This is a genomic window from Halopseudomonas sp. L-58, from assembly GCF_056859475.1.
In genome coordinates this window covers 30,511-56,661 of sequence record NZ_JBSXON010000077.1, presented here as the reverse complement: position 1 = coordinate 56,661, position 26,151 = coordinate 30,511, and the positions used below count along the sequence as shown (strand labels likewise).

Genomic DNA, 26,151 nt, shown 5'->3' with positions numbered 1-26,151 from the left:
CGGGCGGGTGTTATTGCGCCAGCAGCGTGGGCAACCAGGTCACCAGACCTGGCCAGCAGGCGGCGATCAGCAGCATCAGCAACTGTATGACGATAAACGGCAATACCCCGCGGTAGATGGCCGAGGTAGGGACGCCGGCAGGCGTGACGCCGCGCAGATAGAACAGCGACAGGCCGAACGGCGGGGTGAGGAACGAGGTTTGCAGGTTCAGCGCGATCATCACTCCGAGCCAGACCGGGTCGATGCCCATGCTCAACAGTACCGGGCCGACAATCGGCACGACCACGAAGGTGATCTCGATAAAGTCGAGAATAAAACCGAGCAGAAAGATCACCAGCATCACCACCAGTGTGGCGGTAAAGGCGCCGCCCGGCAGCGAGTGGAACAGCTCGTGGATCAGCTCGTCGCCACCGAACCCGCGGAATACCAGCGAAAAGATCGACGCGCCGAGCAGAATCATGAATACCATGGCGCTGATTTCGGCGGTGGCCTGGGCCACCTCGCGCAGCTTGACGATACTCAGCTGCCCCTTGCCCAGCGCCAGCAGACCTGCCCCCAACGCGCCGACAGCGGCGGCCTCGGTCGGTGTGGCGACACCACCCAGAATGGAGCCGAGCACCGCCACGATCAGCAGCAACGGTGGCAGCAGGCTGCGCAGCAATTGTGCGATTGAGACGGCGCTGCGCTCCTCCGGCGTCGGCGCTGGCAGTTTTTCCGGCTGGCGCCAGGCGACAAAGGCCAGATACAGCAGATACAGCACTACCAGCAGCAATCCCGGCAGCAGGGCACCGACGAACAGGTCGCTGACGGTGACGGTCTTGGGTGAAAAAATGCCGAGCCGTTGCTGCGCCTGCTGATAGGCGTTGGACAGCACGTCACCGAGCAGCACCAGAATGATCGACGGCGGAATAATCTGCCCGAGGGTGCCGGTTGCCGCCAGCGTGCCGGTAGCCAGCGCCGGGTCGTAGCCGCGGCGCAGCATGGTCGGCAGCGCCAGCAGGCCGAGGGTGACCACGGTGGCGCCGACAATGCCGGTACTCGCCGCCAGCAGCGCGCCGACGATGCAAACCGAGAACGCCAGCCCGCCGCGCAAACCACCGAACAGTCGCGCCATGGCGTCGAGCAGATCCTCGGCGATGCGTGATTTCTCCAGCATGACACCCATGAACACGAACAGCGGCACCGCCATCAGTGTCTGATTGGTCATGGTGCCGTACAGGCGGCTCGGCAGGGCGCCCAGGAAGCTCGGCTCAAACAGGTCAAAGATGATGCCGATACCGGCGAACAGCAGCGAGATGCCGCCCAGGGTGAAGGCCACCGGGTAGCCGGCCATCAACGCCAGACAGAGACAGACGAACAGCGCAATCGCCATGAATTCCCCGCCCATTACAGGTGCTCCTCATGACTGGCTGGCAGGTGTCCGGGCCGGACGCCACTCAGTACCGCCAGCGTTTTGAGGATCTGTGCCACGGCCTGCAGCAGCAGGCTGGCGACCAGCAGCAGGATGAAACTCTTGTGCAGATAGACCCAGGGCAGACCGCCGGCATCGGCCGAGCGCTCCTGTCGTTGCCACGACATGCCGACGTAATCCCAGCAGTTGTACGCCAGAAACAGGCACATGGGCAGCAGAAACAGCAGGCTGCCGGTCAAGTCGACCAGCGCTTTGCCGCGCTGCTGCAGGTGGCGGAAGAAAATGTCGACGCGTACATGGGCATCGCGCTGCAGAGCCCAGGCCGCGGCGCCGAGAAACACCAGCGAGTGCGCGTAGAGAATGAGTTCCTGGGTAGCAGTGGCGCCGATATCGAAGCCGTAACGCAGCAGCACCACGGCGCAGGTGAGCAGCACCATGAGCAGTGTCAGCCAGGCAACGCTGCGCCCCAGCAGGCTGGTGGCACGGTCGATGAGGCAGGCCAGTGAGAGGCCCGTGGCGGTAAGGCGTTGGAACATGTGACAGCAGTCCGTCAGGGCCGCCGGGCAGCCGTCTCGATCAGGACGGAATGACCCGGGTGCGGCCGCGATCGTCGATGGCAACGAAGACGAAGGTGGCCTCGGTTACCTTGCGGCTTTCGTCGTGGGCCAGATCTTCGCTCCAGACTTCGACCAGTATCTTGATCGAGCTGCGGCCGATATCCAGTACCTCGCCATGGAACGCGAGCTGGGCGCCAACCGGAACCGGCACCATGAACCCCATGCGGTCAATCGCAACGGTGGCAACCCGGCCGCGTGCTATGCGGGCCGCGATACTGGTGCCGGCGGTATCCATCTGGGCTACCAGCCAGCCACCATAAATGTCGCCAAAGCTGTTGCAGTCCCGCGGCAGGGCGGTAATTTTCAGCGCCAGTTCGCCCTGTGGCACGGGATCGGTATCTAATTCGTGCATTGGTAGACTCGACAGTGGTCTATTGTAATTGTTGTGCCAAGCTTCGGCGGAACGCCGACCGCGCGGCAAGCCGCCTATGGTAAGGGATTGGGGGCAGGCTCTCAATCGTTGTGTGAGCGCGTTGTGCCCGCTATCTCGCGGAGTTTGCGCCCTTCACACAATTGTCATAATTCCTGAATAGAGTTGTCACATCGCATCCCAATACTGAGTCGCGTGTTGCAAACACTACCTCAACAGGAGAATGACATGAAACTCAAGCGCTTGTTCGCTGCTGTGACCTTCGCTGCCGCCGGCGTCGCCGCCAGCTCCAGCTTTGCCGCCGTTGATCCGGCCCTGGAAGACTACCAGCGTGTCGGCGGTGTATCCGGCAACCTGTCCAGCGTCGGCTCCGATACTCTGGCCAACATGATGACCCTGTGGGCCGAAGAGTTTAAGCGCCTGTACCCCAACGTCAACATTCAGATTCAGGCAGCAGGTTCGTCCACTGCGCCGCCGGCTCTGACCGAGGGTACCTCCAACCTGGCTCCGATGAGCCGCATGATGAAAGACAGCGAGATCCAGGCATTTGAAGAGCGTTATGGCTACAAGCCGACCGCTGTTCCGGTTGCTATCGACGCCCTGGCTGTGTTCGCTCACAAGGACAACCCGATCGAAGGCCTGACCATGGCTCAGGTTGACGGTATCTTCTCCGCTACCCGCCTGTGCGGTGGTGAAGATCTGGATACCTGGGGCAAGCTGGGTCTGACCGGTGCATGGGCTGATCGCGACATCCAGCTCTACGGCCGTAACTCGGTTTCCGGTACCTACGGTTACTTCAAGGAAAATGCGCTGTGCAAAGGTGACTTCCGCAGCGGCGTGAACGAACAGCCGGGCTCTGCTTCTGTCGTTCAGTCGGTCAGCCAGTCGCTGAACGCGGTCGGCTACTCCGGTCTGGGCTACCGTACCTCCAGCGTTCGCGCCATCCCGCTGGCGGCAGAAGAAGGTCAGCCGTTCATCGAAGCCAACGAAGAGAACGCTATCGCCGGTACTTACCCGCTGTCGCGCTTCCTCTACGTTTACGTGAACAAGGCCCCGAACGGCGAGCTGGCTCCGCTGGAGCGCGAGTTCGTCAAGATGATGCTGTCCAAGCAGGGTCAGGAAGTGGTCTTCAAGGACGGTTACGTGCCGATGCCCAAGCGCGCTGTGGATAACGTCCACGAGCAACTGGGCTTCTAAGTTCGCAGCTGTCGGGCACGGATGCCGGGCAAAAAAGGGGGGTGTCACTGACACGCCCCTTTTTTGCCGTCATCAGGCTGTAATCAATTCGTCACATTGACCCTGTAGGGTGTGCGCCATGACTACCCAATCCCCATCCAAGACGTCCAGCGTCGACTTCAATACTCCGGCGATGCAGCGCCATCGGGCCATGCGTCATTTCAAGGACCATTTTACCCGTTGGTACGTTGCGGTCGGTGGTCTTGGCGTTATTGTCGCTGTCCTGCTGATTTTCCTCTATCTGCTGTATGAGGTGCTGCCGCTGTTCGGTGGGGCCGAGATTGAGGAGCGCGAGCGTTACAGCGCAAGCTGGGTGCAGGCCGACGATCCGCCGCTGATGCTGGCGATGGAAGAGCAGGGCGAGGTGGCGATTCGCGTGGCCCGGAGCGGCCAGGTGAGCTTTTTCAATGCCCGTGACGGCAAGGCGGTGCTGCAACAGCAGCTGCCGATTCCGGCCGGTGCGCAGGTGACCAGCTTTAACGTGGAAACCCCCAATTCCCGTCGCTTTGTGGTGGGCCTGAGCAATGGCCAGGTGCTGATTGCCCAGCATGACTACAAGGTGACCTATCCGGACGATGTGCGGCTGATTACGCCCAGCCTGAACTTCCCGTACGGTCAGGAAGCGATCACCCTGGACGAGCAGGGGCGTGCACTGGATCAGGTCGCCATGAGCAGCGACAGTAACGGTCTGACCCTGGCCGGCAGCATCGGCAGCGATCTGGTGGCGACCAGTGTCAGCATCAAGCGCAACATGATGACCGGTGCCGAAACTCGCAGCGAATCCCGGTTGGCACTCGACCCCGCTCAAGGCGAGGTCACTCGCATCCTGATCGATCCGCTGCGTCAGTGGATGTATGTGGTCAACGGTGAGCAGCACATTGATGTGCTGGCGCTGCGCAAAAAGGGCGAGCTCAATGGTCGCTACAAGGTGGTTGAGGGCATGGGCACCTCGATTACCTCGGTCAATCTGATGCTCGGCGGTATCTCGCTGATTGTCGGTGACAGCAGCGGCGAGCTGAAACAGTGGTTTATGGTGCGCGGCAACGGCCACCCGCTGCTGACCGAAGTGCGTGATTTCGATCAGCAGCAGGGCGAGTCGATTGCGCTGATTCAACCGGAAGAGCGTCGCAAGGTGTTCCTTGCTGTCGATACGGCTGGTCAGTTGGGCATCTACAATTCGACCGCGCACAACAATCTGCTGGTCGAGCCGCTGGGCGAGGGTACGGTGAGCGCCGTAGCCATCGGTCCGCGTGCCGATCATCTGCTGGTGGAGCACGGTAACGGCGAGTTGAGCTACTGGGACGTGCATAACGAGCACCCGGAGATTTCCTGGAGCTCGCTGTGGGGCAAGGTCTGGTACGAAAGCTATCCGGAGCCGGATTACGTCTGGCAGTCGACCTCGGCCACCTCCGAGTTTGAACCCAAGCTGAGCCTGGCGCCGCTGACCTTCGGTACCCTCAAGGCGGCCTTCTACGCCATGCTGCTGGCAACGCCGCTGGCGATCGCCGCTGCGGTCTACACCGCCTACTTCATGGCGCCGGCGCTGCGCCGCAAGGTCAAGCCGATCATCGAGCTGATGGAAGCGCTGCCGACGGTGATTCTCGGCTTCCTCGCCGGTCTCTGGCTGGCGCCTTTGCTGGAGGACAACCTGCCGGGTATCGTCTCTCTGCTGATCCTGACACCGATCGTGTTTATCGCCTTTGCCTACGGCTGGAGCCGTCTGCCGGCACGTATCCGGCTGCGGGTACCCGAGGGCTGGGAAGCGGTGCTGTTGATCCCGGTGGTGATGCTGCTGGGCTGGGCCTGTTTTGCCATGAGCGTCTATATCGAGGCCTGGTTCTTTGGTGGCGACATGCGGGTGTTCCTGACCCGCGACATGGGCATCAACTTCGATCAGCGCAACTCACTGGTGGTGGGTCTGGCCATGGGCTTTGCGGTGATCCCGACCATCTTCTCGATTGCCGAAGACGCCGTATTTAGTGTGCCCCGCCACCTGACTCAAGGCTCGCTGGCGCTTGGCGCCACCCCGTGGCAGACGCTCAGTCGCGTGGTCATTCTGACCGCCAGCCCGGGTATCTTCTCCGCGGTGATGATCGGCATGGGCCGTGCGGTAGGTGAAACCATGATCGTGCTGATGGCCACCGGCAACACGCCGATCATGGACTGGAACATCTTCGAAGGCATGCGCACCCTGTCGGCCAATATCGCGGTCGAAATGCCGGAATCGGAAGTGGGCAGTACCCATTACCGGGTGCTGTTCCTGGCAGCGCTGGTGCTGCTCAGTTTTACCTTCCTGATGAACACGGCGGCGGAGCTGATTCGTCAGCGCCTGCGCAAGAAATACGCCTCTCTCTGACCACAGGACTCTAGACAGTGAAACAAGGCAACTTCACAACCTGGTTCAAATCGGGCAGCCCCTGGGTCTGGATGAATGCAGGCGCGGTCGCCATCGCGGTGATCATGACCCTGGGTCTGCTGCTGCTGATCGCTGTGCGCGGTCTGAGCCACTTCTGGCCGGCTGACGTCATCGAGGCGGAATACACCATACCCGGTCAGCCGACCATTACCCTGATCGGTGAGGTCACTACCCGCGAACAGGTGCCGACCGAGCGTCTGCATGGTGCCGGCCTGCCGGTGGATCCGGAAAAAACCGAGTTTATGGATCGCGAGCTGCTGAAAGTCGGCAATCGTGACCTGTACGGCGCGGATTTCCGCTGGATCGTCGCCGACTGGCTGGAAAACGAGCGCGCGCCCGAGGATATCGTCGTTATCGAGCGTCGCGAGTGGGGCAACTTCTATGGCTATCTGCTGCAGGTCAAGCAGGCCGGTCAGGTCATCGCCGAAGGCGATCAGGCCTGGACAGCACTGCAGCCGGCGGTCGATCGGGCACTGGGTATTTACGATGAGATCCATGCGCTGGAGACCGGCGCCATTGGCAAGATCAACGCCGAGCTGGAGCGCATTCGTCTTCGCGAGCGTGGCTACGAGCTGGACAATGCGCTGACCGATGACCGCAAGGCGCAGCTGGAAGCCGAGCGCAAGGTTCAGAATGATCTGTATGCGGAGCTGGAAGCCAACCTGATCGACCTCTATCGGGAGTTCAATCGCGACAGCATCCGCGTGCGAGCGATGGACGGCCGCGAAAAGGACATCAACCTGAGTGCGGTAGTTCGGGTATTCCAGCCCAACGCCATGGGCCCGACTGCGAAGGTTGGTCACTATTTCAGCAAGCTGTGGGAGTTCGTCAGCGATGAGCCCCGTGAGGCCAACACCGAGGGTGGGGTGTTCCCGGCGATTTTCGGTACCGTGATGATGGTGCTGCTGATGTCGATCATTGTCACCCCGTTCGGTGTGCTGGCTGCGGTCTATCTGCGCGAATATGCCAAGCAGGGTGCGGTGACACGGACCATCCGCATTGCGGTGAACAACCTCGCTGGTGTTCCCTCGATCGTTTACGGCGTATTTGGTCTCGGCTTCTTCATCTACCTGCTCGGTGGCAATATCGACCAGCTGTTCTTCCCCGAGTCGCTGCCGGCGCCGACCCTGGGCACCGGCGGTCTGCTGTGGGCCTCACTGACCCTGGCGCTGCTGACCGTGCCGGTGGTGATTGTGGCGACTGAAGAGGGCCTGACCCGGATTCCACGGTCGCTGCGAGAGGGCTCGCTGGCCCTCGGTGCAACCAAGTCGGAAACCCTGTGGAAGGTGATTTTGCCGATGTCCAGCCCGGCGATGATGACCGGTCTGATTCTCGCCGTTGCCCGCGCCGCCGGCGAGGTGGCACCGCTGATGCTGGTCGGTGTGGTCAAGCTGGCACCGACCCTGCCGCTCAATGGCAACTATCCCTATCTGCACCTGGATCAGAAGTTCATGCACCTGGGCTTCCATATTTATGACGTCGGCTTCCAGAGCCCCAACGTCGAGGCAGCGCGGCCGCTGGTATATGCCACTGCGCTGCTGCTGGTGGGCGTCATTGCCGCGCTCAACTTTGCTGCGGTTTCGATTCGCAACCACCTGCGCGAAAAGTACAAGGCGCTGGAAAACTGATCACTCTTTCTAGGCGGACGCACACTTATGTCTAACACCACCAAAACCCATGCCATGGATATGAGCGCCCTGGGGCGCTCCCAGCAGGAACTGAACATGGACAAGGAGTCCATTGCGCTGGAAGTGCCGGACCTGTCCCTGTTTTATGACACCAAGCAGGCCCTGCATAACGTCAGCATGAGGATTCCGCGCAACCGGGTAACCGCGTTCATCGGCCCGAGCGGCTGCGGCAAGTCGACCCTGCTGCGCTGCTTCAACCGGATGAACGATCTGGTCGACAGTTGCCGCGTGGACGGCGAAATCCTGCTCGACGGCAAGAACATCTATGGCAAGGACGTCAACGTCACCGAGCTGCGTCGTCGCGTCGGCATGGTGTTCCAGAAGCCGAACCCGTTTCCCAAGTCGATCTACGAGAACGTCGCCTACGGCCTGCGCATTCAGGGTGTAAACAACAAGCGCACGCTGGATGAGGTAGTCGAGTGGGCACTCAAGGGCGCGGCGCTGTGGGATGAGGTCAAGGACCGTCTGAACGAGTCTGCTCTGGGCATGTCTGGCGGTCAGCAGCAGCGTCTGTGTATCGCCCGCACCATTGCGGTTGAGCCGGAAGTACTGCTGCTCGACGAGCCGGCCTCGGCACTTGATCCGATCTCGACGCTGAAGATCGAAGAGCTGATCAACGAGCTGAAGTCCAAGTTCACCATTGTGATCGTGACTCATAACATGCAGCAGGCGGCGCGGGTCTCCGACTACACTGCCTTCATGTACATGGGCGAACTGATCGAGTTTGGTGACACCAACACGCTGTTCACCAATCCGTCGAAGAAACAGACGGAAGACTACATCACCGGTCGGTACGGCTAACCGAGGGAGACATGCATCATGCCGTCAGATAAAGAAGCGTTTACTCAGCATATTTCCCAGCAGTTCAACGACGAGCTGGAGGAAATCCGTACCCACCTGCTGGAAATGGGGGGGCTGGTCGAGAAGCAGATCAACGATGCCATCGTTGCACTGGTTGAAGGCGACGCCAGGCTGGCTCAGCAAGTCCGTGAAAAGGACGATGCGATCAACCAGATGGAGCTGGATATCGACCAGGACTGCCTGCGCATCCTGGCGCGTCGCCAGCCCGCTGCCAGCGACCTGCGTCTGGTCGTGAGCATCAGCAAGATTATCGTTGATCTGGAGCGCATCGGCGACGAGTCGTCGAAGATCGCCAAGCGTGCGCTTGATCTGGTGGAGGAGGGGCAGGCACCGCGTGGCTACGTCGAGTGTCGCCATATCGGTCACCACGTGCGCCGCATGGTGCAGGAAGCGCTGGATGCCTTCGCCCGCATGGATACCGAGCAGGCGTTTGCCGTTGCCCGCGAGGACAAGGCGGTTGATCAGGAATACAAGACCGCGATGCGCGAGATGGTGACCTTCATGATGGAAGATCCGCGTTCCATCGGCCGGGTTCTGAACATCCTCTGGGTGCTGCGCTCGCTGGAGCGGGTCGGTGACCACGCGCGTAACATTGCCGAGCACGTCATCTATCTGGTCAAGGGTACCGATGTCCGTCACATCGGCCTCAAGCGCATGGAAGCCGAAGTGAAAAAGGACGGTGCCGACGAGTGAGTCGGTATCCGAGCCAACAAAAAACCCGCCTGGTGGCGGGTTTTTTGTTGGAGTTTTGTTATTACTGGCTGAGCACCCACTCGGCCAGAATACGGGCTTCCTCGTCGGTCACCTGGTTGGCCGGCATCGGAATCGGCCCCCAAAGGCCGGAAATGCCGTTCTTGATGTGGCCGGCCACGGTTTCCACCGCACCGTCCTGCCCGGCATACTTGGCGGCGACGTCCTTGTACGATGGTCCTACGACCTTGGTGTCGATCTGATGGCAGGCGACGCAAGCCTTGGTCTTGTAGAGGGTTTCGCCGTCGGTTGCGAACAGCGAGCCTGACGCCAGCAGTGCTGCTGCGCCCAGGGCAGAGATCATCAGGTGTTTCATCAGGTGTTCCTCACGGGCTGTTATGTGCAGGTTGGCCTGCTTGTGTGATCGTACCGGTACGAGTCCCTAACATGGACGCTGCGCGTTGCTTTGACAAGTGCTCTTTTGTCGCAGCAAGCATGGACGAAAGAGGCAGATTTGAGTATGTTTCGGGACATAATTGCATTTTGTATCTTGCGTTTGCCCGCACCCGAAGACCGATAAAAAACAGGCGGGCGCCAGTGGCGGACGTCTGCACCCATAAAAACCTGATAATTCGGAGATACCATGGAGATCAAGTCTTACAGCATGAACTGGCATTACCCCACCGCCGTGCGCGTGGGTGCAGGGCGCATCAGTGAGCTGCCGAAAGCCTGCCGCCAGTTGGGCATGACCTCTCCGTTGCTGGTCACGGACCCGGGCCTGGCGGCCCTGCCGATGGTTGAGGCTGCGCTGCAGCTTTGCCGTGACGCCGGCCTGCAGGTCGGGCTGTTCAGCGCTATCAAGGGCAACCCTACCGGTGGCAACGTGGCCGATGGCGTAGCTGCACTCAAGGCCGGCAACCACGACGGCGTCATTGCCTTCGGGGGCGGTTCCGCGATCGACGCAGCCAAGGCCATTGCGCTGGTTGCCCATCAGGATTGCACGCTGTGGGAAGCGGGCCCCGGTTCGGTTGATGCCAGCAAGATGCTGCCGGTGGTTGCCGTGCCGACCACCGCGGGTACCGGTTCCGAAGTGGGCCAGGCGGTGGTCATCACCGACGACGAGAATCACGTCAAGCGGGTCATCTTCCACCAGAAAATGGTGCCGGGTATCGTGCTGCTCGACCCCGAGCTGACCGTTGGTCTGCCGCCCAAGCTGACCGCCGCCACCGGTATGGATGCACTGGCGCACAACCTGGAAGCCTTCTGTGCGCCGGTCTACCACCCGATGGCGGAAGGCATCGCGCTGGAAGGCATGCGTCTGGTCAAGGACTTCCTGCCGCGCGCGACCAAGCAGGGCGATGACATCCAGGCCCGCCTGCAGATGCAGGTGGCTTCCAGCATGGGCGCGGTTGCCTTCCAGCGTGGTCTGGGCGGTATTCATGCTGTTTCCCACAGCCTTGGCGCTGTCTATGACGCCCACCACGGTTTGCTGAACGCGATCGTCATGCCCTACATGCTGCAGGCCAACCGCCCGGTGATCGAAGAGGAAATGGCGCGCGCCGCTCGCTATCTGGGTCTGCAAAAGCAGAACTTCGACGGCATGCTGGACTGGGTGCTGGATCTGCGTGCCGACCTGGGTATTCCGCATACCCTGGCCGAGATCAACATTGACGATGCCCAGGCTGAAACCATTGGCGCGATGTCGGCCAAGGATGTTGCCGGCAGTACCAACCCGCAGCGTTACAACGCCGAGCAGTATCAGGCGATCTTCCTGAAGGCACTGCGCGGCGAGCTGTAAGCGCGCCGTACCGAGAAAGCCAAGCCGGGCGTTTGCCCGGCTTTTTTCTATGGCGTGCGAGCATGGGCAAACGGTCGTGGCGGCTGACGCAGGGCTGAGGCGGCTGCAGCCCCATGTGCAATACGAAGTGCGGCTTTTTCTCCAGTCTGCGTTAAGCTAGACGCAGCACTTCAGGAAATTTCATTATGTCGAAAGTATCGGTCCTGGTCGTCGATGATGCGCCTTTTATCCGTGACCTGGTCAAGAAAGCACTGCGCAGTTACTTCCCGGGCCTGCAGATAGAGGAAGCGACCAACGGTCGCAAGGCACAGCAGATGCTGGCGCGTGCGCAGTTCGATCTGATTCTGTGCGACTGGGAAATGCCGGAGATGAGCGGGCTGGAACTGCTGCAATGGTTTCGCGCGCAGCCTGATGGAGCAGGGGTGCCCTTTGTCATGGTCACCAGTCGCGGTGACAAGGCCAATGTCGTGGAGGCGATTCAGGCCGGTGTCAGCGACTACGTCGGCAAGCCTTTCAGTAATGAGCAACTGATCACCAAGGTCAAGAAGGCCCTGCATCGTGCCGGCAAGCTGGCGCAGTTTCAGGTCGGTGGAGCGCCACGGCCAAGCACGGGAATCGCCGCGGGATCGGTCGCGAACCTGACCGCCGGTCGCCCTGCCGAGGCGCCTTCCGCTCCGGCGGCAGCACCGGTCAGCTCGCCGTTGCTGAACAGTAATCGTGCGCCGGAAAAGGCCGCGCCTGCCACCAGTACCCAGTCTGTACGCGGGCAGGGCCAGCTGCGTCTTGCCGGCGAGCAATTCGCCTGTGTAATCAAGACCCTCAGCCTGCGTGATGCCCTGGTTGTGGTACGTCGTGGCGACCGGCTGCCGCAGGTGTTTGAAAGCGGGGTGCTGGATCTGGAGCAGGATTCGGATCGTTCGGTTGCGCGTATCAATGGCTATGTGCACGCGGTGGCAGCGCTGGAAGCGAAGATGGACTGCGAGTGGGTCAAGGTGACGATCAAGTTCGTCGATCAGGACCCGGAGAAGCTGGATTACCTGTCGCGCCTGATCGCCTCCGGCACCGCCCAGTCACATTATTCGCCCAGCGCCTAGGCAGCGCGGCCTGGCGGGAAGTGGCAGCTGAAGGTGCTGCCCTGCTCCGGCACGCTGGTGATCTCCAGTCGGCCCTGATGACGCAGCAGCACATGCTTGACGATGGCCAGACCCAGACCGGTGCCGCCAGTGGTACTGTTGCGGCTGGTATCGACCCGGTAGAAACGCTCGGTCAGCCGGTTGATATGTTGCGGTGCGATACCGACACCATTGTCGCTGACACTCAGATGCTGGCCCTGCTCGTCACTCCACCAGCGCAGGGTAATTTCGCCGTGGTCCGGGGTGTATTTCACGGCATTGAACGCCAGATTGGAAAACGCGCTGCGCAGTTCGCCTTCGATGCCGTGCATGCGGGTATTGCCCTCAATTTGCAGGGCGATGCGGTGACCGCGTTCGCCGGACAGCGCCTCGGCATCCTTGCGGATATGCTCCAGTAGCGGGCGCACATCAACCCGCTCCTGCTCGCCGGGATTGTCCGACGTTTCCAGTCGGGCCAGCAGCAGCAAGTCGTGCAGCAGCGCCTGCATGCGGTTGGCCTGTTGCTGCATCTGCTGAAGGGGTCGTTTCCAGCGCGGATTGAGCTCGTCTTCCAGATCCAGCAAGGTTTCCAGGTAGCCAACCACCACCGTCAGCGGGGTTCGCAGCTCGTGGGAGACGTTGGCGACAAAGTCCTTTCGCATCTGCTCCAGATTGTGCAGTCGGGTGACGTCGCGCACGACCATGAGCCGATCACCGGGGCCGTAGCGGGTGATGGCGTACTGCAGCTGAACGTTGAGGTTGGTTGGCGCCGGAATTTCCAGTGGATCACGGAAATCACCGCGCTCGAAGTATTCGATGAAGCGCGGATCGCGGATCAGGTTGCCGACGTGCTGGCCGCTGTCGTCCGGGGTGCGCAGCCCCAGCAGGCGTTCGGCGGCGTGGTTCCACCATTCCAGGTGCCCTTCGCTGTCGATCATGACCACGGCATCACGCAGAGCGGAGGTAGAGCTCTGGATGCGGTCGATCACCGCCTGCAATCGCGAGCGCATCTTGTTGTCGCGGCGCTGCAGGTGGTAGATGCTGTCGAAGATCTCGCCCCATACGCCACGGGCTTCCGGCGGCGGATCGTTGGGGTGCGCGCTGAGCCAGTCGGAGAAGCGGGCCATCTGGCGCAGGGTCCAGACCAGATAGCCACCCAGGCCGATAACCAGCGCCCAGGCTGGCTGGCCGACAATCCAGCCCAGCAGCAGACAGATCAGTACCAGCAGCAGGACCTGGCCGAGCACACGACTGAAGCTATTCTTGGCCACTGAAGATCCTCTTCAAAACAACGGCATCCCGATCAGGGTAACGGCCTGTGTCGCGGCCTGGCTGTCAGGCTTTGGTGGAAAACCGGTAGCCGGTGCCGCGCACGGTCTGGACCAGGTGTTCGTATTTTTCACCCAGCGCCTTGCGCAGGCGGCGGATGTGGACGTCCACGGTACGCTCTTCCACATAAACATTGCCACCCCAAACCTGGTCCAGCAACTGGCCGCGGGTGTAGGCACGTTCCTGGTGGGTCATGAAGAATTGCAGCAGGCGATATTCCGTCGGGCCCATTTCGGCGGCGGCATTGTCGATGGTTACCCGGTGGCTGACCGGGTCCAGCATCAGTCCGGCCACCTCGATGGGGGCCTCGCTGTCGACCGGGCCGGCGCGACGCAGCACTGCCTTGAGGCGTGCTACCAGCTCTCGGGGGGAGAACGGTTTGGTGATGTAATCGTCGGCACCGACCTCCAGGCCCTGGATCTTGTTATCTTCCTCACCCTTGGCAGTGAGCATGATAATCGGCACGTCGGCAGTCAGCTCGTCACGCTTGAGGCGCCTGGCCAGCTCGATACCGGTGGTGCCGGGCAGCATCCAGTCGAGCAGGATCAGATCGGGCTTGCTGTCGACGATACAGGCGTGGGCCTGTTGTGTATTTTCAGCTTCGAGGCAGGTGTAGCCCGCCATCTCCAGGGCCACCGCGATCATTTCGCGGATCGGAGCTTCGTCATCAACGATCAAAATGCTTTTGCCAGACATGGTTCACCGTCTTGTTGCCGCTGTGAGTCATGCGCCGATTAGATAACACTTTTATTTCAGTTGTATGACGCCGCAACGACGGGCTTTTATTGATGCAGCGGCTCCGGGTCAGTCAAGCCAGTAGTTCAGTGCGATTCCCATGAAAACCAGCATGCCCGCCCAGTGGTTGGCCAGAAAGGCGCTGAGGCAGGCGTTACGGTCCCGGTCGCGGATCAGCCAGTGCTGCCAGGCAAAGCCCAGCGTCATGCCCAGCAGGCCGAGGTAGTAGTATAGCCCCAGCTCAAAACGCAGCCCGGTCAGTAGCAGGCAGATGAGAGTCAGCCCCTGCAGCAGGCCGATGATCAGCTTGTCGGCCTCGCCGAACAGGATGGCGGTCGACTTGATGCCGATGCGCAAGTCATCTTCGCGGTCGCACATGGCGTATTCGGTGTCGTAGGCCACGGTCCAGAGCAGATTGGCGAGAAATACCAGCCAAAGCGGAAGCGGCAGCGCCTCGGCCTGGGCCGCGAAGGCCATCGGAATCGCCCAGGAGAAGGCCGCGCCCAGAATCACCTGCGGATAAAAGGTGAAGCGCTTGCAGAAGGGATATAGGGCGGCCAGGGCTACGCCAACGAAGGCCAGCTTGATGGTCAGGGCGTTGGTGAGCAGCACCAGCAGGCCGCTCAGTGCGACCAGAATGGCGAAGGTGATCAGGGCCTGGCGTTCGCTGATACGCCCTGTGGCCAGCGGGCGCTCTCGGGTACGTTGGACGTGGCCGTCGAAGTGGCGGTCTGCGTAGTCGTTGATGACGCAGCCTGCGGCGCGCATCAGGATGACGCCGACGACGAAAATGATCAGCGTGCTGATATCCGGAACCCCCTCGGCGGCCAGCCAGAGTGCCCAGAGTGTTGGCCAGAGCAACAGGTAGGTGCCGATCGGGCGGTCCAGCCGCATCAGCTGAATGTAGTCATTGACCTTGGGGTTGATGCGCGCAATGGGTTTGATCAGCAGGCCAAGCAAAAGCGGTTCTCCCGTGAGAAGACAGACACTCAGGTGCCGGCCAGCGGCCAGCCCTGCAAGAATACTTCACATACCAGCAGCTGCAACTTGCCATCCGAGAAGTGCGAGCGGCGTGCCCACAGGCCCTCGCTGCGCCAGCTGGCCGGCAGCCGGTCGGCGGGGTAGCGGCTGATCTCGATCGGCCCCCGGCGGATCTGCGGGTTACGGAACAGCAGGTGACCCAGGCTGGTTGTGCCCAGACTGTCGAGCTCCACCGCTGCATTGCCCAGCGCACTGGTCGGTGCAACCGAGCGGGCGTAGACCCGGGGCGCTCCCGCCGTATGCAGCAACACCTCTCTGGTCCATACCAGGGTGCCGGGAGACAGCCCGAGGGCCGCAGCTTCGTCATCATGGGCGGGCTCGGGTGCCTGCTTCAGCAGTTCGACACGAAAGTCCTGGTCGCCGGCCTCGGTCAATCTGAGGGTGAGCGATCCTTCGTGGCAAAGCCAGTCGAACAGGGGAGCATCCGGAGGCGCGGGGTGGCGCTTGGCGGGATACCAGTCAGGCAGCATATCGGGCATGGGTGACGCGCAGGCAGCGTGGAAAAAGTGGGTAAAGGGTACCACGAAAGCCCTCTGCGGCGGGCACGGTCCGGCTGGCCTTGGACTTGCAGGGTAATTGCGGTAGTGTCGCGAAACCTTAATTCTGAACACCGTGGGAAACAAGCATGAAGAAGTGGCAGTGTATCGTGTGTGGGTTCATCTATGACGAGGCCGAGGGCTGGCCGGATGACGGTATTGCCCCCGGCACCCGCTGGGAAGATGTACCTGCGGACTGGATGTGTCCGGACTGCGGCGTCGGCAAGGAAGATTTCGAGATGATCGAGATCGGCTGAGCCTGCCTTTGTTCCAACTCATGTCACTGCAGGAGATGCCACGTGTCTGACAATGCCCCCCTGGTCATCATTGGCACAGGTCTGGCCGGGTATAACCTGGCCAAGGAATTTCGCAAGCTCGATGCCGAGCGCCCGTTAATGCTGATCAGTGCCGATGACGGCCGGTTCTATTCAAAACCGCTGTTGTCGACCGGCTTTGCCAAGGGCAAGGAAGCCGATGAGCTGGCCATGCAGGATGCCGAGGCCATGGCCGAACAGCTGGGTGCCCAGGTGCTGACCGGGCAGCAGGTGACCGCCATCGATACCCGTGAGCGCCTGGTTCGCCTGGGTGACCGCAGCCTGCCCTACAGTGATCTGGTGCTCGCGACCGGCGCACAGGTGCGCACACTGCCCTGGCGTGAGGCGCTGGGCGAACGTCTTCTGTCGATCAATGATCTGGTCGACTATGGCCGGTTCCGTGCGGCGCTGAACGGGCGTCGGAGTGTGCTGATCGTAGGTGCCGGCCTGATCGGTTGCGAGTTCGCCAATGACCTGCGCCTCGGCGGTTTCGAGGTGACTGTGGTGGCGTCCGATCCCTGGTTGATGCCGCAACTGTTGCCGGAGCAGGCTGCCGCTGCAGTGCAGGCCGGACTGGAAGAACTTGGCGTTGAATTTCATCTCGGTTGTGCGATCGAGAACATGGTGCTGGAGGGCGACGGCCTGCGGGTGCGACTCGACTCCGGCGTTGAACTGGTCGCTGATCAGGGGCTGTCGGCGATTGGCCTGGTTCCGCGCTCGGAACTGGCTGAAGCCGCCGGGCTGTCGGCAGGGCGCGGCGTGCAGGTGGACAGGCAGCTGCGCACCAGTGATCCGCATGTCTATGCGCTGGGCGATTGCGCCGAGGTGGCAGGCCTCAACCTGATGTACGTGATGCCGCTGATGACCTCGGCGCGGGCGCTGGCAAAAACCCTCAGCGGCACGCCGACCGAATTGAGCTATCCGGCGATGCCGATCATGGTCAAGACGCCGGCCTGTCCCCTGGTGGTAACGCCGCCGTTGAGTGGCGTTGCCGGAAGCTGGCAGTGCGACGCCGAGGGGCGTGACGTACGCGCGCGTTTTGTCGACGCCACCGGTCAGCTGCATGGCTTTGCGCTGACCGGTGCCGCTGTTGCAGAGAAGCTGCAGTTGACCCGCGAATTGCCCGCCTGGCTGGACTGATCTCACCGACAATGTGGGACAGTTTGGCCTTTTGTCGGGAAAATCCGTGATTTTGCCCGGCTTCAGGCCTGCGACGACTGGCGAAACGAATTCAGTCGTGCCATGCTGAGCGAGCCTTGACAGACGGCCCGACCGGGCTCGGGAGCGTCTGGCAGGCCCGCCCCGAGGACGCGGCGGTCACAACAAAAACAACAGACAATGAGGCTTTATATGCGCAAACCAGATCTCGCAGCGGCGATTGCCGAAAAGGCGGACCTGAGCAAGGATCAGGCTAATCGAGTACTCAACGCCGTACTGGACGAAATTACCCAGGCGCTGAGCAACAAGGACTCCGTAACACTTGTCGGTTTCGGTACTTTCCTGCAGCGTCATCGTGGCGCACGCACCGGCAAAAATCCCCAGACCGGTGCACCGGTCAAGATCAAGGCCAGCAATACCGTTTCCTTCAAGCCGGGCAAAAGCCTGCGCGACGCGGTCAACTGAGTCTGATTTCCGCGCCAGGGGCCCAGTCGGGCCCCTGCCACCCGGCTCACGTCAGTCCCGGGCATTGCCCTGATAGCGGCTAACCAGTGAGCGCAGCGCATCGCGCGCATCCAGCACCTTGTGTACTACCTTGTCTGCGCTTTCCCGTTCCAGCCCGAGGCGTTGCAGCAGTGCATCCGCAATGGGTAGTCGTGGACCGCTGCCGATACCGTGTTCGCTGAGCAGCGCCAGTGACAGGTAGATCAGGTTGGCGTACACGCAATCGTCGCCTGCGTAATGGGCGTTGTGCTGCTGACGCAGGGCGGTGCAGACCTCGTCTGGCATGTCCCAGTAGCGCATCAGCCAGCTGCCGATCTGGTCGCGGGTAACGCCGATCAGGTGCTGCTCGATCTGGTGAGGCTGGACATGCGGATTGGCTTCGATGTGGCGGCAGATCAGCTGGAAGTAGGGCGGAAAGATATATGCCAGCACCAGATAGCCGAAGTTGTGCAGCAGGCCACACAGGTAGTTCAGGCCCATTTCCGGGCGCCGTTTCCGCGGCATGGCCTTGGCCAGTCCTTCGATCACCGCGGCCGTGTAGATGGCCTGCTCCCAGTAAGGGGTAGCGCGGTCAGGCGCATCGTTGGGCAGCTTGAAGGTCTTGCCCAGCGCCAGACCAACCGCCAGATTGATTACCAGATCAAAGCCCAGCACCCGGCCGATGGCGTCCTCGACCGAACGAATCTTGCCCGGAGCGGCGTAGTAGGGTGAAGCGGCCCAGCTGACGACCTGCGCCGCCAGGCTCGGATCGGTTTCGACCACGTCGGCCAGATCGTCTACACCGGCATCCGGGTTGACCCGCAGCTTCATCACCTTCTGCGCGGTTTCCGGCAGGGGCGGAATCTCGATGGTTTCTTCCAGGCGCTGCTTCATGCGCAGGGCAGTGAAGTTCTGCACGGCGTTGCTGAGGTCCTGATCATCCTGCGCGGTGCTGATTGCCCGGGTATCCAGGCTGGCCAGCGGGACCGCAAACTGGGCCAGACTGACCTTGGCCAGCAGCGTGCGGGCATCGGCCTGATTAAGTACCAGGCTCCAGCCATCCAGCCCGCTGTCGAGAATCAGCTCGCTGTGATCCAGCAAGCTGCGCTCACAGACACAGGGCGAGTTGAACAGGATTGGCAGGCCCGGCAGCTGGTTCAGCTGATGCTTGCTGAGGATGCGCTGCAGTTCGCGGTTGCGTACCGGCTCCAGCTGGCGTCCGAGCAGGGCGCCGAGGGCCTTGAGGTCGAGCAGATGGTCTTTCGGGATCAGGGTCAGCACGGTGCCAACGCTGTCGCATAGCAGGCTCGCCTGAATACGCTGCGAGGCAGGCCAATTGCCGTTGGCGGGGCGCAGCTGATAGGCGATCCCCTGCTGTTGCAGCAGTTTTTCAATCAGATCGGGCAGGCTGGCGCCAAGTGGCTCGGAAGCGGCGGTATTATTCATTATCTGTTCCTTGCTGAGTCAGGCGGTGCTGGTGCCCCGGTGTTGCTGGATGCTTGCTTGATTCTAGCGGCTCGTCTGAGTGCAGCATAGCTGCACTCAGACCTGGGCAAAATGCTGGCCGTCGGCTATCCAGCGATCCAGCAGCGGTTGTACCCGCTCCGGGTGGCTGCGCGCGAGTTGCTGCGCCGCCTGCTGGACGTCCGGCAGCAGATCGGCATCACGCACCAGATCGGCAATCCGGAACTGCACCAGGCCGGTCTGCCTGGTCCCCAGTACCTCGCCGGGGCCGCGCAGGGCCAAGTCCTTTTCGGCGATGACGAAACCGTCGGTGCTTTCGCGCATGATGCCCAGTCGCTCGCGCCCAAGGGCCGATAACGGCGCATGATAGAGCAGCACGCAGTGGCTGGCGGCGCTGCCGCGTCCGACCCGTCCGCGCAGCTGGTGCAGCTGGGCCAGGCCCAGACGTTCCGGATTTTCGATAATCATCAGGCTGGCGTTGGGCACATCCACGCCAACCTCGATCACCGTAGTGGCGACCAGCAGGTGCAGGTCGCCTTCCTTGAAGGCGGCCATGATCTCGGCCTTTTCAGCCGGCTTCATGCGCCCGTGAATCAGGCCGATGGAGAGTTCCGGCAGGGCTTCGCAGAGCGACTCCCAGGTTGCCTCTGCCGCTTGCGCCTGCAGTTGTTCGGATTCTTCGATCAGGGTGCAGACCCAGTAGGCCTGTCGACCCTCGGCGCAGCCGGCGCGAACCCGCTCGATGACCTCCGCGCGGCGGCTATCGGAAATCAGTACGGTATTGACCGGGGTGCGTCCGGGCGGCAGTTCGTCGAGGATCGAGGTGTCCAGGTCGGCGTAGGCGCTCATGGCGAGGGTGCGCGGGATCGGTGTGGCGGTCATGATCAGCTGATGCGGCGAGACACCGCCCGCGGCACCCTTGTCGCGCAGCGCCAGGCGCTGCTGGACGCCAAAGCGATGCTGTTCGTCGATGATTGCCAGGCCCAGATTGCGGAACTGCACGTCGTCCTGGAACAGCGCGTGAGTGCCGACAATCATCACCGCCTCGCCGCTGGCGATCAGTTGCAGCTGGTTGCTGCGCGCCTTGCCCTTCAGTTTGCCGGCGATCCAGGCCACTGACAGGCCGAGTGCGGCAAACCAGCGCTGGAAGTTGTTGAAGTGCTGCTCGGCCAGAATCTCGGTCGGTGCCATCAGCGCCACCTGCCAGCCGGCTTCGATGGCCTGCAATGCGGCGAGCGCGGCAACGACGGTCTTGCCGGCACCGACATCGCCCTGCACCAGACGCAGCATGGGCCGTGGTTGGGCCAGATCAAGCAGGATCTCGTCAGCCACCCGGCGCTGGGCGCCGGTCAGCGGAAAGCCCAGCTGCGCGACAAAGCGGTCGGCCAGCTCACCGGCAGCGCGCATCGGCGGCGCCTTGTGCGCCCGCATCTGGGCGCGCAGCCGCAGCATGGCCAGTTGATGGGCCATCAACTCCTCGAACGCCAGTCGGTGCTGGGCCCAGTGGCGGCCGTCCTGCAGGGCCTCGAGGTCGATGTCCGGCGGCGGGCGGTGCAGCAGCTGTACGGCTTCGCGCAGCGGCGGCAGCTGATAGGCCTCGGCCAGCTCCGGCGGCAGCCATTCGGTCAGGTGATTGCCTTTGGCGAGCCAGGCCAGCGCCGCGTCACTGAGACTGCGCAGACGCTGTTGCGACAGCCCTTCGGTGGCGGGGTAAATCGGTGTCAGGGTATCGCTGACCGGCAACGCCTCAGCGCCGTCGAGGTTGTGCAGCTCTGGGTGATAGATTTCCAGTCCGGAGGCGCCCGGCCGTACTTCGCCATAGCAGCGCCAGCGGCTGCCGCGGCTGAGGTTGGCCTTGAGCGCGGCGGAAAAATAGTAGAAGCGCAGGCTGAGGGTACCGCTGCCGTCCTGAATGCGGCAGAGCAGGCTGCGGCGCCGGCCCATGACCACCTCAGCGCCGAGCACTGTGCCTTCGATGACCGCGTCGAGCCCGGGGCGTAACGCGCCAATCGGCGTGACACGGGTGCGATCCTGATAGCGCATCGGCAGGTGAAACAGCAGATCCTGTACCGATGACAGGCCGAGCCGGTCCAGTTTGTCCGCGAGGGCTGGACCAATCCCCTTGAGCACGGTCAGCGGTGTCTGTTCACCCACGCTGTCTCTGGCTCCGTATCAGCTTGACGGTTGATTGACCGAGCACAGACGAATCGAGTCGCTGAGCAGCTCAATGGCTTTCGGACGCGGAAAGCTGGCACGCCAGGCAATGGCGACGGTGCGATACGGCGCTGGTGCCTTGAACGGCTTGGTAACCAGCAGGTCGGAGCTGTAATAGCGGTCGTCGGCAGCAGACATCGGCAGCACGGTCATGCCGATCCCCGAGGCGACCATGTGGCGGATGGTCTCCAGTGAGCTGGATTCGACGGTGGTGTGCTTGTGCTGGTCGTCGCCCTTGCGCAGGGTCGGGCAGGCTTCGAGCACCTGGTCGCGGAAACAGTGCCCTTCACCGAGCAGCAGCAGCTTGTTGTCGTCCAGTTCGTCCAGGGTCACGCTGTCCCGTGCCGCCCAGGGGTGGCTGGCCGGCATCAGCAGGCTGAACGGCTCGTCATAGAGCGGCTTGGTCAGCACGTCGGGCTCCTGGAACGGCAGCGCGATGATGATCGCATCAAGCTCGCCATTGCGCAGCTTGTCGCGCAGTACGTGGGTGAAGTTTTCTTCGATGTACAGCGGCATTTCCGGTGCGACCCGGTGCAGCTGCGGTACCAGGTGCGGGAACAGATACGGCCCGATGGTATAGATGGCTCCGACCTTGAGTGGGGCGGCCAGCTGGTTCTTGCCGGCGGTCGCCAGTTCGCGAATGGCCAGCGCTTCCTCCAGCACTTTCTGGGCCTGGGCAACGATCCGTTCACCGATGGGGGTGACGCGAACGGCGCTTTTGCTGCGTTCGAAGATCATCACGCCCAGTTCTTCCTCCAGCTTCTTGACTCCCACGCTGAGGGTCGGCTGGGACACATGGCAGCGTTCGGCGGCGTGGCCGAAGTGCTGTTCCTGGGCAAGGGTGACGATGTAGCGGAGTTCGGTCAGGGTCATTGGCTGCAGTCTGTCTGGCTACGGAAGAGGGTCAAACAATGGGCTGTAGCATAGCCGGTTGGTTGATAGAGTAAAACAATCGAAGTGCCCTTGCTGACGGTGTGGCCGTCGGCCTCCGGCTGGTACAGTGGCGCTTTGCGGATACAGAATGGGAGAAACCGATGCGGCGCGTGGTCATTGCCGGATGTGGGGATGTGGGGTCGGCGCTGGCGGTGCGGCTGCTGGCGCGTGGCTGGCAGGTTTACGGTGTGCGTCGTGATGTCACCAGGTTGCCGGAGGGCGTACTGCCGATTGCGGCGGACCTGTGTGCTGCCGAGTGCCCTGCGGACTGGCCGGAGAAGGTCGATTATCTGGTGTTTTGTCCGGCAGCAGGCAAACGCGATGCCGAGCTGTACCAGCGTCTGTACGTGCAGGGGCTGGCGCATGTGATCGATTGGCTGGGGCAGGGCAAGCGTGGGCTGCGCCATCTGCTGCAGGTTTCCAGCACTGGTGTCTATGCCCAGCAGGATGGTGAGTGGGTCACCGAGAACAGCCGTGCCGAGGCCGACAGCGAGACCGGCAGGGCCCTGCTGGCTGCGGAAGATGTTGCCCTGCGCAGCGGTGTGCCGGCGTCGGTAGTGCGGCTGGCGGGCATTTACGGGCCAGGTAGAAACCGGCTGATCGAGCAGGCGCGTGCCGGCATGACGGTTCCGGCCGAGCCGCCGCAATATACCAACCGGATTCATCGTGATGATGCCGTCGGCTTGCTTGAGCACCTGCTGCTGCAGGCTGAAGCACGCGAGTTGTTGGCGCCTTGTTACCTTGGCGTGGACGATGAGCCGGCACCGCTGCACGAGGTCGTCCAGTGGCTGCGCGAGCAGCTCGGTGTCGAGGCTCGGGATGACGGCCCGGCCAGTACTCGAATGGGCAGCAAGCGCTGCAGCAACGACCTGGCGCGCGAAAGCGGCTGGGCACCGCAGTATCCGACCTATAGAGAGGGATATGCGACGCTGCTGGATCACTAGCAAGCTACAAGCTACAAGCTACAAGCTACAAGCTACAAGCGGCAAGCTACAAGCTACAAGCGGCAAGCGGCAAGCAAAAGCAAAAGCAAAAGCAAAAGCAAAAGCAAAAGCAGGTTTGTGGTAGTGGGGCCGAAAAAAAACCGCGCAGGTCGAAACCGCGCGGTTTTTTCTTGTAGCTTGCGGCTTGTAGCTTGCCGCTCGGGGGATGGGCGTTAGCCCACCACCATAATCCCGTCCATCTCGACCGGCACGCCCTTGGGCAGCGCGGCTACGCCGATGGCGGCGCGGGCCGGGTAGGGCTTCTCGAAGTAGCGTTCCATGATTTCGTTGACCTTGGCGAAGTTGCCCAGATCGGTCAGGAAAATGTTCAGCTTGACGATGTCCTGCAGCTTGCCGCCAGCGGCTTCAGCAACGGCGCTGAGGTTGTCGAATACGCGGCAGACCTGCGCTTCAAAGCCGTCGACCACTTCCATGGTGGCGGGGTCCAGCGGGATCTGGCCGGACAGGTATACGGTGTTGCCGACCTTGATTGCCTGGGAGTAAGGCCCAATGGCAGAGGGGGCGTGTTCACTGGTAATGACTTGCTTGTTCATGTGTTCTCCGACGGAATTCAGTTTTTGAGACGGGTAATGCGCATCACGCCCTTGAGGTTGCGGATGCGCTTGATCAGTTGCGACAGATGCAGGCGGTCGCGTACCCGAACGACCAGCTGTACGACGCTGACGCGTCCGTCGCGTTCGTCGACGCTGATCTTGTCGATGCTGGCGTCGGCGACGGTGATGCCGGTGGCGAGCTGGGCAATGATGCCGCGCTGGTGTTCCAGTTCGACGCGCAGCTCGACGGTAAATTCGCCACTGACGTCCTTGTCCCACGTCAGGTGCAGGGTCTTCTCGCTGTTATGGCGGTTATCCGCCAGATTTCGGCAATTTTCCTGGTGGATGACCATGCCCTTGCCGGAGGACAGATAACCGACGATCGGGTCGCCCGGGATCGGGTTGCAGCAGCGGGCGAAGCTGACCACCAGCCCTTCGGTGCCGCGGATCGCCAGCGGCTTCTCGCTGTTGTCGGCGTTGCTGTCGGGGCTGATTTTCTGGGTGTCTTCCTCTTCGCTGGCGCCTTCGGCGGCCAGCAGGCGCCGGGCGACCACGTATGCCATGCGGTTGCCGAGGCCGATATCCGCCAGCAGATCTTCCATCAGTTCCATCTGGCAATCGGTCAGCACGGCCTGAATGCGCGCTTCCGGAATGTCGCTGAGCTGGGTGCCGAAGCTCGCCAGTACCTTGTCGAGCAGGCGTTCGCCGAGGGCGATGGACTCTGAATGGCGCTGGTGCTTGAGGAAGTGGCGGATGTTGCTGCGGGCCTTGCCGGTAATCACGAAGCTGAGCCAGGCCGGGTTCGGGCGGGCGCCCGGGGCGGTAATGATTTCGACGGTTTCGCCGCTTTCCAGCGGCTCGGACAGCGGCGCCAGTCGTCGGTTGACGCGGCAGGCGATACAGCTGTTGCCGATGTCGGTATGCACCGCGTAGGCAAAGTCGACCGGGGTCGACCCCTTGGGCAGCTCCATGATGCGGCCCTTGGGGGTAAAGATGTAGACCTCGTCCGGGAACAGGTCGATCTTGACGTTCTCGATGAACTCCAGCGAGTTGCCGGCGTTCTGCTGCAGCTCCAGTACGCTTTTCAGCCACTGACGGGTACGGGCGTGGTTGCCGTTGATGACCTCGTCCTTGGACTTGTAGACCCAGTGCGCTGCAATGCCGTTGTTGGCCAGCTCTTCCATCTCGTCGGTACGGATCTGGATTTCGATCGGTACCCCGTGCATGCCGAACAGGGTGGTGTGCAGGGACTGGTAGCCGTTGGCCTTGGGGATGGCGATGTAGTCCTTGAAGCGGCCGGGGAATGGCTTGTACAGGCTGTGGACGGCGCCGAGCACGCGGTAGCAGGTGTCCGGCTTGTCGACGATGATGCGGAAGGCGTAGACGTCCATGATTTCATTGAACGACTTCTTCTTGCCGCGCATCTTCTGGTAGATGCCGTACAGGTGCTTCTCGCGCCCCATCACCTTGCCCTGAAGACCCTCGCGTTCCAGGCAGGCCTGCAGCGACTCGAGAATCCGGTTCAGCAGCTCCTTGCGGTTGCCGCGGGCGTTGCGCACGGCGCGGTCAATCAGCATCGAGCGCATCGGATACATGGCCTTGAAGCCCAGGTCCTCGAACTCGGTGCTCAGACTGTGCATACCCAGACGGTTGGCAATCGGCGCGTAAATCTCAAGGGTTTCCTTGGCGATGCGGCGGCGCTTCTCCGGTGCCAGCGCACCCAGGGTTCGCATGTTGTGCAGGCGGTCGGCGAGCTTGACCAGAATCACCCGGATATCGCGGGCCATGGCCAGGGCCATCTTCTGGAAGTTCTCGGCCTGGGCTTCGGCCTTGCTCTCGAAGGTCATCTGGGTCAGCTTGCTGACCCCGTCCACCAGCTCGGCAACGGTGTCGCCAAACTGCTCGACCAGAGCATCCTTGGGAATGCCGGTGTCTTCGATTACGTCGTGCAGCATGGCCGCCATCAGGCTCTGATGGTCCATGTGCATGTCGGCGAGGATATTGGCTACGGCAAGGGGATGGGTAACGTAAGGCTCGCCGCTGCGTCGGGTCTGGCCGTCGTGGGCTTGCTCGGCGTAGAAATAGGCGCGCCGGACCAGGTTGACCTGATCCGGCTCAAGGTAATTGCCAAGGGTGTCGGCAAAAACTTCTATCGCAGACATGCAGCTCTCCCGCACCCGTGGTAACGGGTGATGACCTCAGGAATGC

24 protein-coding genes are annotated in these 26,151 nt (G+C 62.0%); 11 read left to right on the top strand and 13 right to left on the bottom strand.

The window, feature by feature from the left end; translation table 11 throughout:
- Nucleotides 1-10: 10 nt before the first annotated feature.
- The 3 genes from AC13EY_RS15465 to AC13EY_RS15455 are packed head-to-tail and all read right to left on the bottom strand — an operon-like array spanning nt 11 to nt 2,380.
- The gene (locus AC13EY_RS15465) at nt 11-1,387 is read right to left on the bottom strand and encodes a TRAP transporter large permease (RefSeq protein ID WP_228245958.1); all 1,377 of its coding nucleotides are present in this window, start codon (nt 1,385-1,387) and stop codon (nt 11-13) included.
- Entirely contained in the window at nt 1,387-1,947 is a 561-nt protein-coding gene (locus AC13EY_RS15460; protein ID WP_228245957.1) for a TRAP transporter small permease subunit, read from the bottom strand. Before AC13EY_RS15460 ends, AC13EY_RS15465 begins: the two co-directional genes overlap by 1 nt.
- 40 nt (nt 1,948-1,987) lie before the next feature.
- Nucleotides 1,988-2,380 (bottom strand): acyl-CoA thioesterase, encoded by a 393-nt coding sequence (locus AC13EY_RS15455; protein ID WP_088275800.1) that lies wholly within the window; start codon nt 2,378-2,380, stop codon nt 1,988-1,990.
- 246 nt (nt 2,381-2,626) lie between these two features.
- Between AC13EY_RS15455 and AC13EY_RS15450 the strand changes: the two genes are divergently transcribed.
- From AC13EY_RS15450 to phoU, 5 genes are all read left to right on the top strand, one after another.
- Entirely contained in the window at nt 2,627-3,595 is a 969-nt protein-coding gene (locus AC13EY_RS15450) for a PstS family phosphate ABC transporter substrate-binding protein (RefSeq protein ID WP_088275799.1), read from the top strand.
- Nucleotides 3,596-3,713: 118 nt separating this feature from the next.
- Complete coding sequence (locus tag AC13EY_RS15445) at nt 3,714-5,990, top strand: ABC transporter permease subunit (RefSeq protein ID WP_228245956.1); 2,277 nt, start codon at nt 3,714-3,716, stop codon at nt 5,988-5,990.
- Between the two features lie 17 nt (nt 5,991-6,007).
- Nucleotides 6,008-7,678 carry a phosphate ABC transporter permease PstA gene (gene pstA / locus AC13EY_RS15440; RefSeq protein WP_228245955.1) on the top strand — a complete coding sequence of 557 codons (1,671 nt, stop codon included), beginning with the start codon at nt 6,008-6,010 and terminating at the stop codon, nt 7,676-7,678.
- Between the two features lie 27 nt (nt 7,679-7,705).
- On the top strand, nt 7,706-8,539 hold the full coding sequence (pstB, locus tag AC13EY_RS15435; protein ID WP_088275795.1) for a phosphate ABC transporter ATP-binding protein PstB: 834 nt from the start codon (nt 7,706-7,708) through the stop codon (nt 8,537-8,539).
- A gap of 18 nt (nt 8,540-8,557) precedes the next feature.
- Nucleotides 8,558-9,292, top strand: a complete 735-nt coding sequence (gene phoU / locus AC13EY_RS15430) for a phosphate signaling complex protein PhoU (RefSeq protein WP_088275794.1) — start codon at nt 8,558-8,560, stop codon at nt 9,290-9,292.
- Between the two features lie 61 nt (nt 9,293-9,353).
- On the opposite strand, the gene AC13EY_RS15425 is transcribed toward phoU, so the two are convergent.
- Complete coding sequence (locus AC13EY_RS15425; RefSeq protein WP_228246055.1) at nt 9,354-9,653, bottom strand: c-type cytochrome; 300 nt, start codon at nt 9,651-9,653, stop codon at nt 9,354-9,356.
- 279 nt (nt 9,654-9,932) lie between these two features.
- Here AC13EY_RS15425 and AC13EY_RS15420 point away from each other — a divergent pair, with 279 nt between their 5' ends.
- Both AC13EY_RS15420 and AC13EY_RS15415 read left to right on the top strand, forming a co-directional pair.
- Nucleotides 9,933-11,087 carry an iron-containing alcohol dehydrogenase gene (locus AC13EY_RS15420; protein WP_228245954.1) on the top strand — a complete coding sequence of 385 codons (1,155 nt, stop codon included), beginning with the start codon at nt 9,933-9,935 and terminating at the stop codon, nt 11,085-11,087.
- A gap of 185 nt (nt 11,088-11,272) precedes the next feature.
- Entirely contained in the window at nt 11,273-12,181 is a 909-nt protein-coding gene (locus tag AC13EY_RS15415) for a response regulator (protein WP_088275790.1), read from the top strand.
- On the opposite strand, the gene phoR is transcribed toward AC13EY_RS15415, so the two are convergent.
- From phoR to AC13EY_RS15395, 4 genes are all read right to left on the bottom strand, one after another.
- Nucleotides 12,178-13,470, bottom strand: a complete 1,293-nt coding sequence (gene phoR, locus AC13EY_RS15410; protein WP_228245953.1) for a phosphate regulon sensor histidine kinase PhoR — start codon at nt 13,468-13,470, stop codon at nt 12,178-12,180. The genes AC13EY_RS15415 and phoR overlap by 4 nt on opposite strands.
- Nucleotides 13,471-13,534: 64 nt before the next feature.
- Complete coding sequence (gene phoB, locus AC13EY_RS15405; protein WP_088275789.1) at nt 13,535-14,224, bottom strand: phosphate regulon transcriptional regulator PhoB; 690 nt, start codon at nt 14,222-14,224, stop codon at nt 13,535-13,537.
- A gap of 108 nt (nt 14,225-14,332) precedes the next feature.
- Nucleotides 14,333-15,223, bottom strand: a complete 891-nt coding sequence (gene ubiA, locus AC13EY_RS15400; RefSeq protein WP_228245952.1) for a 4-hydroxybenzoate octaprenyltransferase — start codon at nt 15,221-15,223, stop codon at nt 14,333-14,335.
- A 29-nt stretch (nt 15,224-15,252) separates the two neighbouring features.
- Nucleotides 15,253-15,783 carry a chorismate--pyruvate lyase family protein gene (locus AC13EY_RS15395; RefSeq protein ID WP_228245951.1) on the bottom strand — a complete coding sequence of 177 codons (531 nt, stop codon included), beginning with the start codon at nt 15,781-15,783 and terminating at the stop codon, nt 15,253-15,255.
- A 146-nt stretch (nt 15,784-15,929) separates the two neighbouring features.
- Here AC13EY_RS15395 and rubA point away from each other — a divergent pair, with 146 nt between their 5' ends.
- The 3 genes from rubA (at nt 15,930) to AC13EY_RS15380 (ending at nt 17,777) form a co-directional block, all read left to right on the top strand.
- Nucleotides 15,930-16,097, top strand: coding sequence for a rubredoxin RubA (rubA, locus tag AC13EY_RS15390; RefSeq protein ID WP_088275787.1), 168 nt, complete (start codon nt 15,930-15,932; stop codon nt 16,095-16,097).
- A gap of 42 nt (nt 16,098-16,139) precedes the next feature.
- A complete protein-coding gene (locus AC13EY_RS15385; RefSeq protein ID WP_228245950.1) occupies nt 16,140-17,294 on the top strand; it encodes an NAD(P)/FAD-dependent oxidoreductase in 1,155 nt (384 codons plus the stop codon).
- Between the two features lie 210 nt (nt 17,295-17,504).
- Complete coding sequence (locus tag AC13EY_RS15380) at nt 17,505-17,777, top strand: HU family DNA-binding protein (RefSeq protein ID WP_088275784.1); 273 nt, start codon at nt 17,505-17,507, stop codon at nt 17,775-17,777.
- A gap of 51 nt (nt 17,778-17,828) precedes the next feature.
- Here the strand turns inward: AC13EY_RS15380 and AC13EY_RS15375 are convergent, their stop codons facing one another.
- The 3 genes from AC13EY_RS15375 to AC13EY_RS15365 all read right to left on the bottom strand — a co-directional run bounded on the left by AC13EY_RS15375 (nt 17,829) and on the right by AC13EY_RS15365 (nt 22,346).
- Nucleotides 17,829-19,241: an aminoacyl-tRNA deacylase and HDOD domain-containing protein gene (locus AC13EY_RS15375; RefSeq protein ID WP_482877531.1), complete on the bottom strand. Its 1,413-nt coding sequence runs from the start codon at nt 19,239-19,241 to the stop codon at nt 17,829-17,831.
- Between the two features lie 96 nt (nt 19,242-19,337).
- Nucleotides 19,338-21,413 (bottom strand): ATP-dependent DNA helicase RecG, encoded by a 2,076-nt coding sequence (recG, locus tag AC13EY_RS15370; protein WP_228245948.1) that lies wholly within the window; start codon nt 21,411-21,413, stop codon nt 19,338-19,340.
- 18 nt (nt 21,414-21,431) lie between these two features.
- The gene (locus tag AC13EY_RS15365) at nt 21,432-22,346 is read right to left on the bottom strand and encodes a hydrogen peroxide-inducible genes activator (RefSeq protein WP_228245947.1); all 915 of its coding nucleotides are present in this window, start codon (nt 22,344-22,346) and stop codon (nt 21,432-21,434) included.
- Between the two features lie 161 nt (nt 22,347-22,507).
- Here AC13EY_RS15365 and AC13EY_RS15360 point away from each other — a divergent pair, with 161 nt between their 5' ends.
- Nucleotides 22,508-23,350, top strand: a complete 843-nt coding sequence (locus AC13EY_RS15360) for an SDR family oxidoreductase (RefSeq protein WP_228245946.1) — start codon at nt 22,508-22,510, stop codon at nt 23,348-23,350.
- 212 nt (nt 23,351-23,562) lie between these two features.
- On the opposite strand, the gene AC13EY_RS15355 is transcribed toward AC13EY_RS15360, so the two are convergent.
- Both AC13EY_RS15355 and spoT read right to left on the bottom strand, forming a co-directional pair.
- A complete protein-coding gene (locus tag AC13EY_RS15355) occupies nt 23,563-23,943 on the bottom strand; it encodes a RidA family protein (RefSeq protein ID WP_228245945.1) in 381 nt (126 codons plus the stop codon).
- A 17-nt stretch (nt 23,944-23,960) separates the two neighbouring features.
- Nucleotides 23,961-26,105 (bottom strand): bifunctional GTP diphosphokinase/guanosine-3',5'-bis pyrophosphate 3'-pyrophosphohydrolase, encoded by a 2,145-nt coding sequence (gene spoT / locus AC13EY_RS15350; protein WP_228245944.1) that lies wholly within the window; start codon nt 26,103-26,105, stop codon nt 23,961-23,963.
- Between the last annotated feature and the right edge of the window lie 46 nt (nt 26,106-26,151).

Coding starts and splice junctions, on each gene's coding strand:
- AC13EY_RS15465 (WP_228245958.1), bottom strand. CDS start 1,387: ATGGGCGGGGAATTCATGGCGATTGCGCTGTTCGTCTGTCTCTGTCTG.
- AC13EY_RS15460 (WP_228245957.1), bottom strand. CDS start 1,947: ATGTTCCAACGCCTTACCGCCACGGGCCTCTCACTGGCCTGCCTCATC.
- AC13EY_RS15455 (WP_088275800.1), bottom strand. CDS start 2,380: ATGCACGAATTAGATACCGATCCCGTGCCACAGGGCGAACTGGCGCTG.
- AC13EY_RS15450 (WP_088275799.1), top strand. CDS start 2,627: ATGAAACTCAAGCGCTTGTTCGCTGCTGTGACCTTCGCTGCCGCCGGC.
- AC13EY_RS15445 (WP_228245956.1), top strand. CDS start 3,714: ATGACTACCCAATCCCCATCCAAGACGTCCAGCGTCGACTTCAATACT.
- pstB (WP_088275795.1), top strand. CDS start 7,706: ATGTCTAACACCACCAAAACCCATGCCATGGATATGAGCGCCCTGGGG.
- phoU (WP_088275794.1), top strand. CDS start 8,558: ATGCCGTCAGATAAAGAAGCGTTTACTCAGCATATTTCCCAGCAGTTC.
- AC13EY_RS15425 (WP_228246055.1), bottom strand. CDS start 9,653: ATGATCTCTGCCCTGGGCGCAGCAGCACTGCTGGCGTCAGGCTCGCTG.
- AC13EY_RS15420 (WP_228245954.1), top strand. CDS start 9,933: ATGGAGATCAAGTCTTACAGCATGAACTGGCATTACCCCACCGCCGTG.
- AC13EY_RS15415 (WP_088275790.1), top strand. CDS start 11,273: ATGTCGAAAGTATCGGTCCTGGTCGTCGATGATGCGCCTTTTATCCGT.
- phoB (WP_088275789.1), bottom strand. CDS start 14,224: ATGTCTGGCAAAAGCATTTTGATCGTTGATGACGAAGCTCCGATCCGC.
- AC13EY_RS15395 (WP_228245951.1), bottom strand. CDS start 15,783: ATGCCCGATATGCTGCCTGACTGGTATCCCGCCAAGCGCCACCCCGCG.
- rubA (WP_088275787.1), top strand. CDS start 15,930: ATGAAGAAGTGGCAGTGTATCGTGTGTGGGTTCATCTATGACGAGGCC.
- AC13EY_RS15380 (WP_088275784.1), top strand. CDS start 17,505: ATGCGCAAACCAGATCTCGCAGCGGCGATTGCCGAAAAGGCGGACCTG.
- AC13EY_RS15375 (WP_482877531.1), bottom strand. CDS start 19,241: ATGAATAATACCGCCGCTTCCGAGCCACTTGGCGCCAGCCTGCCCGAT.
- AC13EY_RS15365 (WP_228245947.1), bottom strand. CDS start 22,346: ATGACCCTGACCGAACTCCGCTACATCGTCACCCTTGCCCAGGAACAG.
- AC13EY_RS15360 (WP_228245946.1), top strand. CDS start 22,508: ATGCGGCGCGTGGTCATTGCCGGATGTGGGGATGTGGGGTCGGCGCTG.
- AC13EY_RS15355 (WP_228245945.1), bottom strand. CDS start 23,943: ATGAACAAGCAAGTCATTACCAGTGAACACGCCCCCTCTGCCATTGGG.
- spoT (WP_228245944.1), bottom strand. CDS start 26,105: ATGTCTGCGATAGAAGTTTTTGCCGACACCCTTGGCAATTACCTTGAG.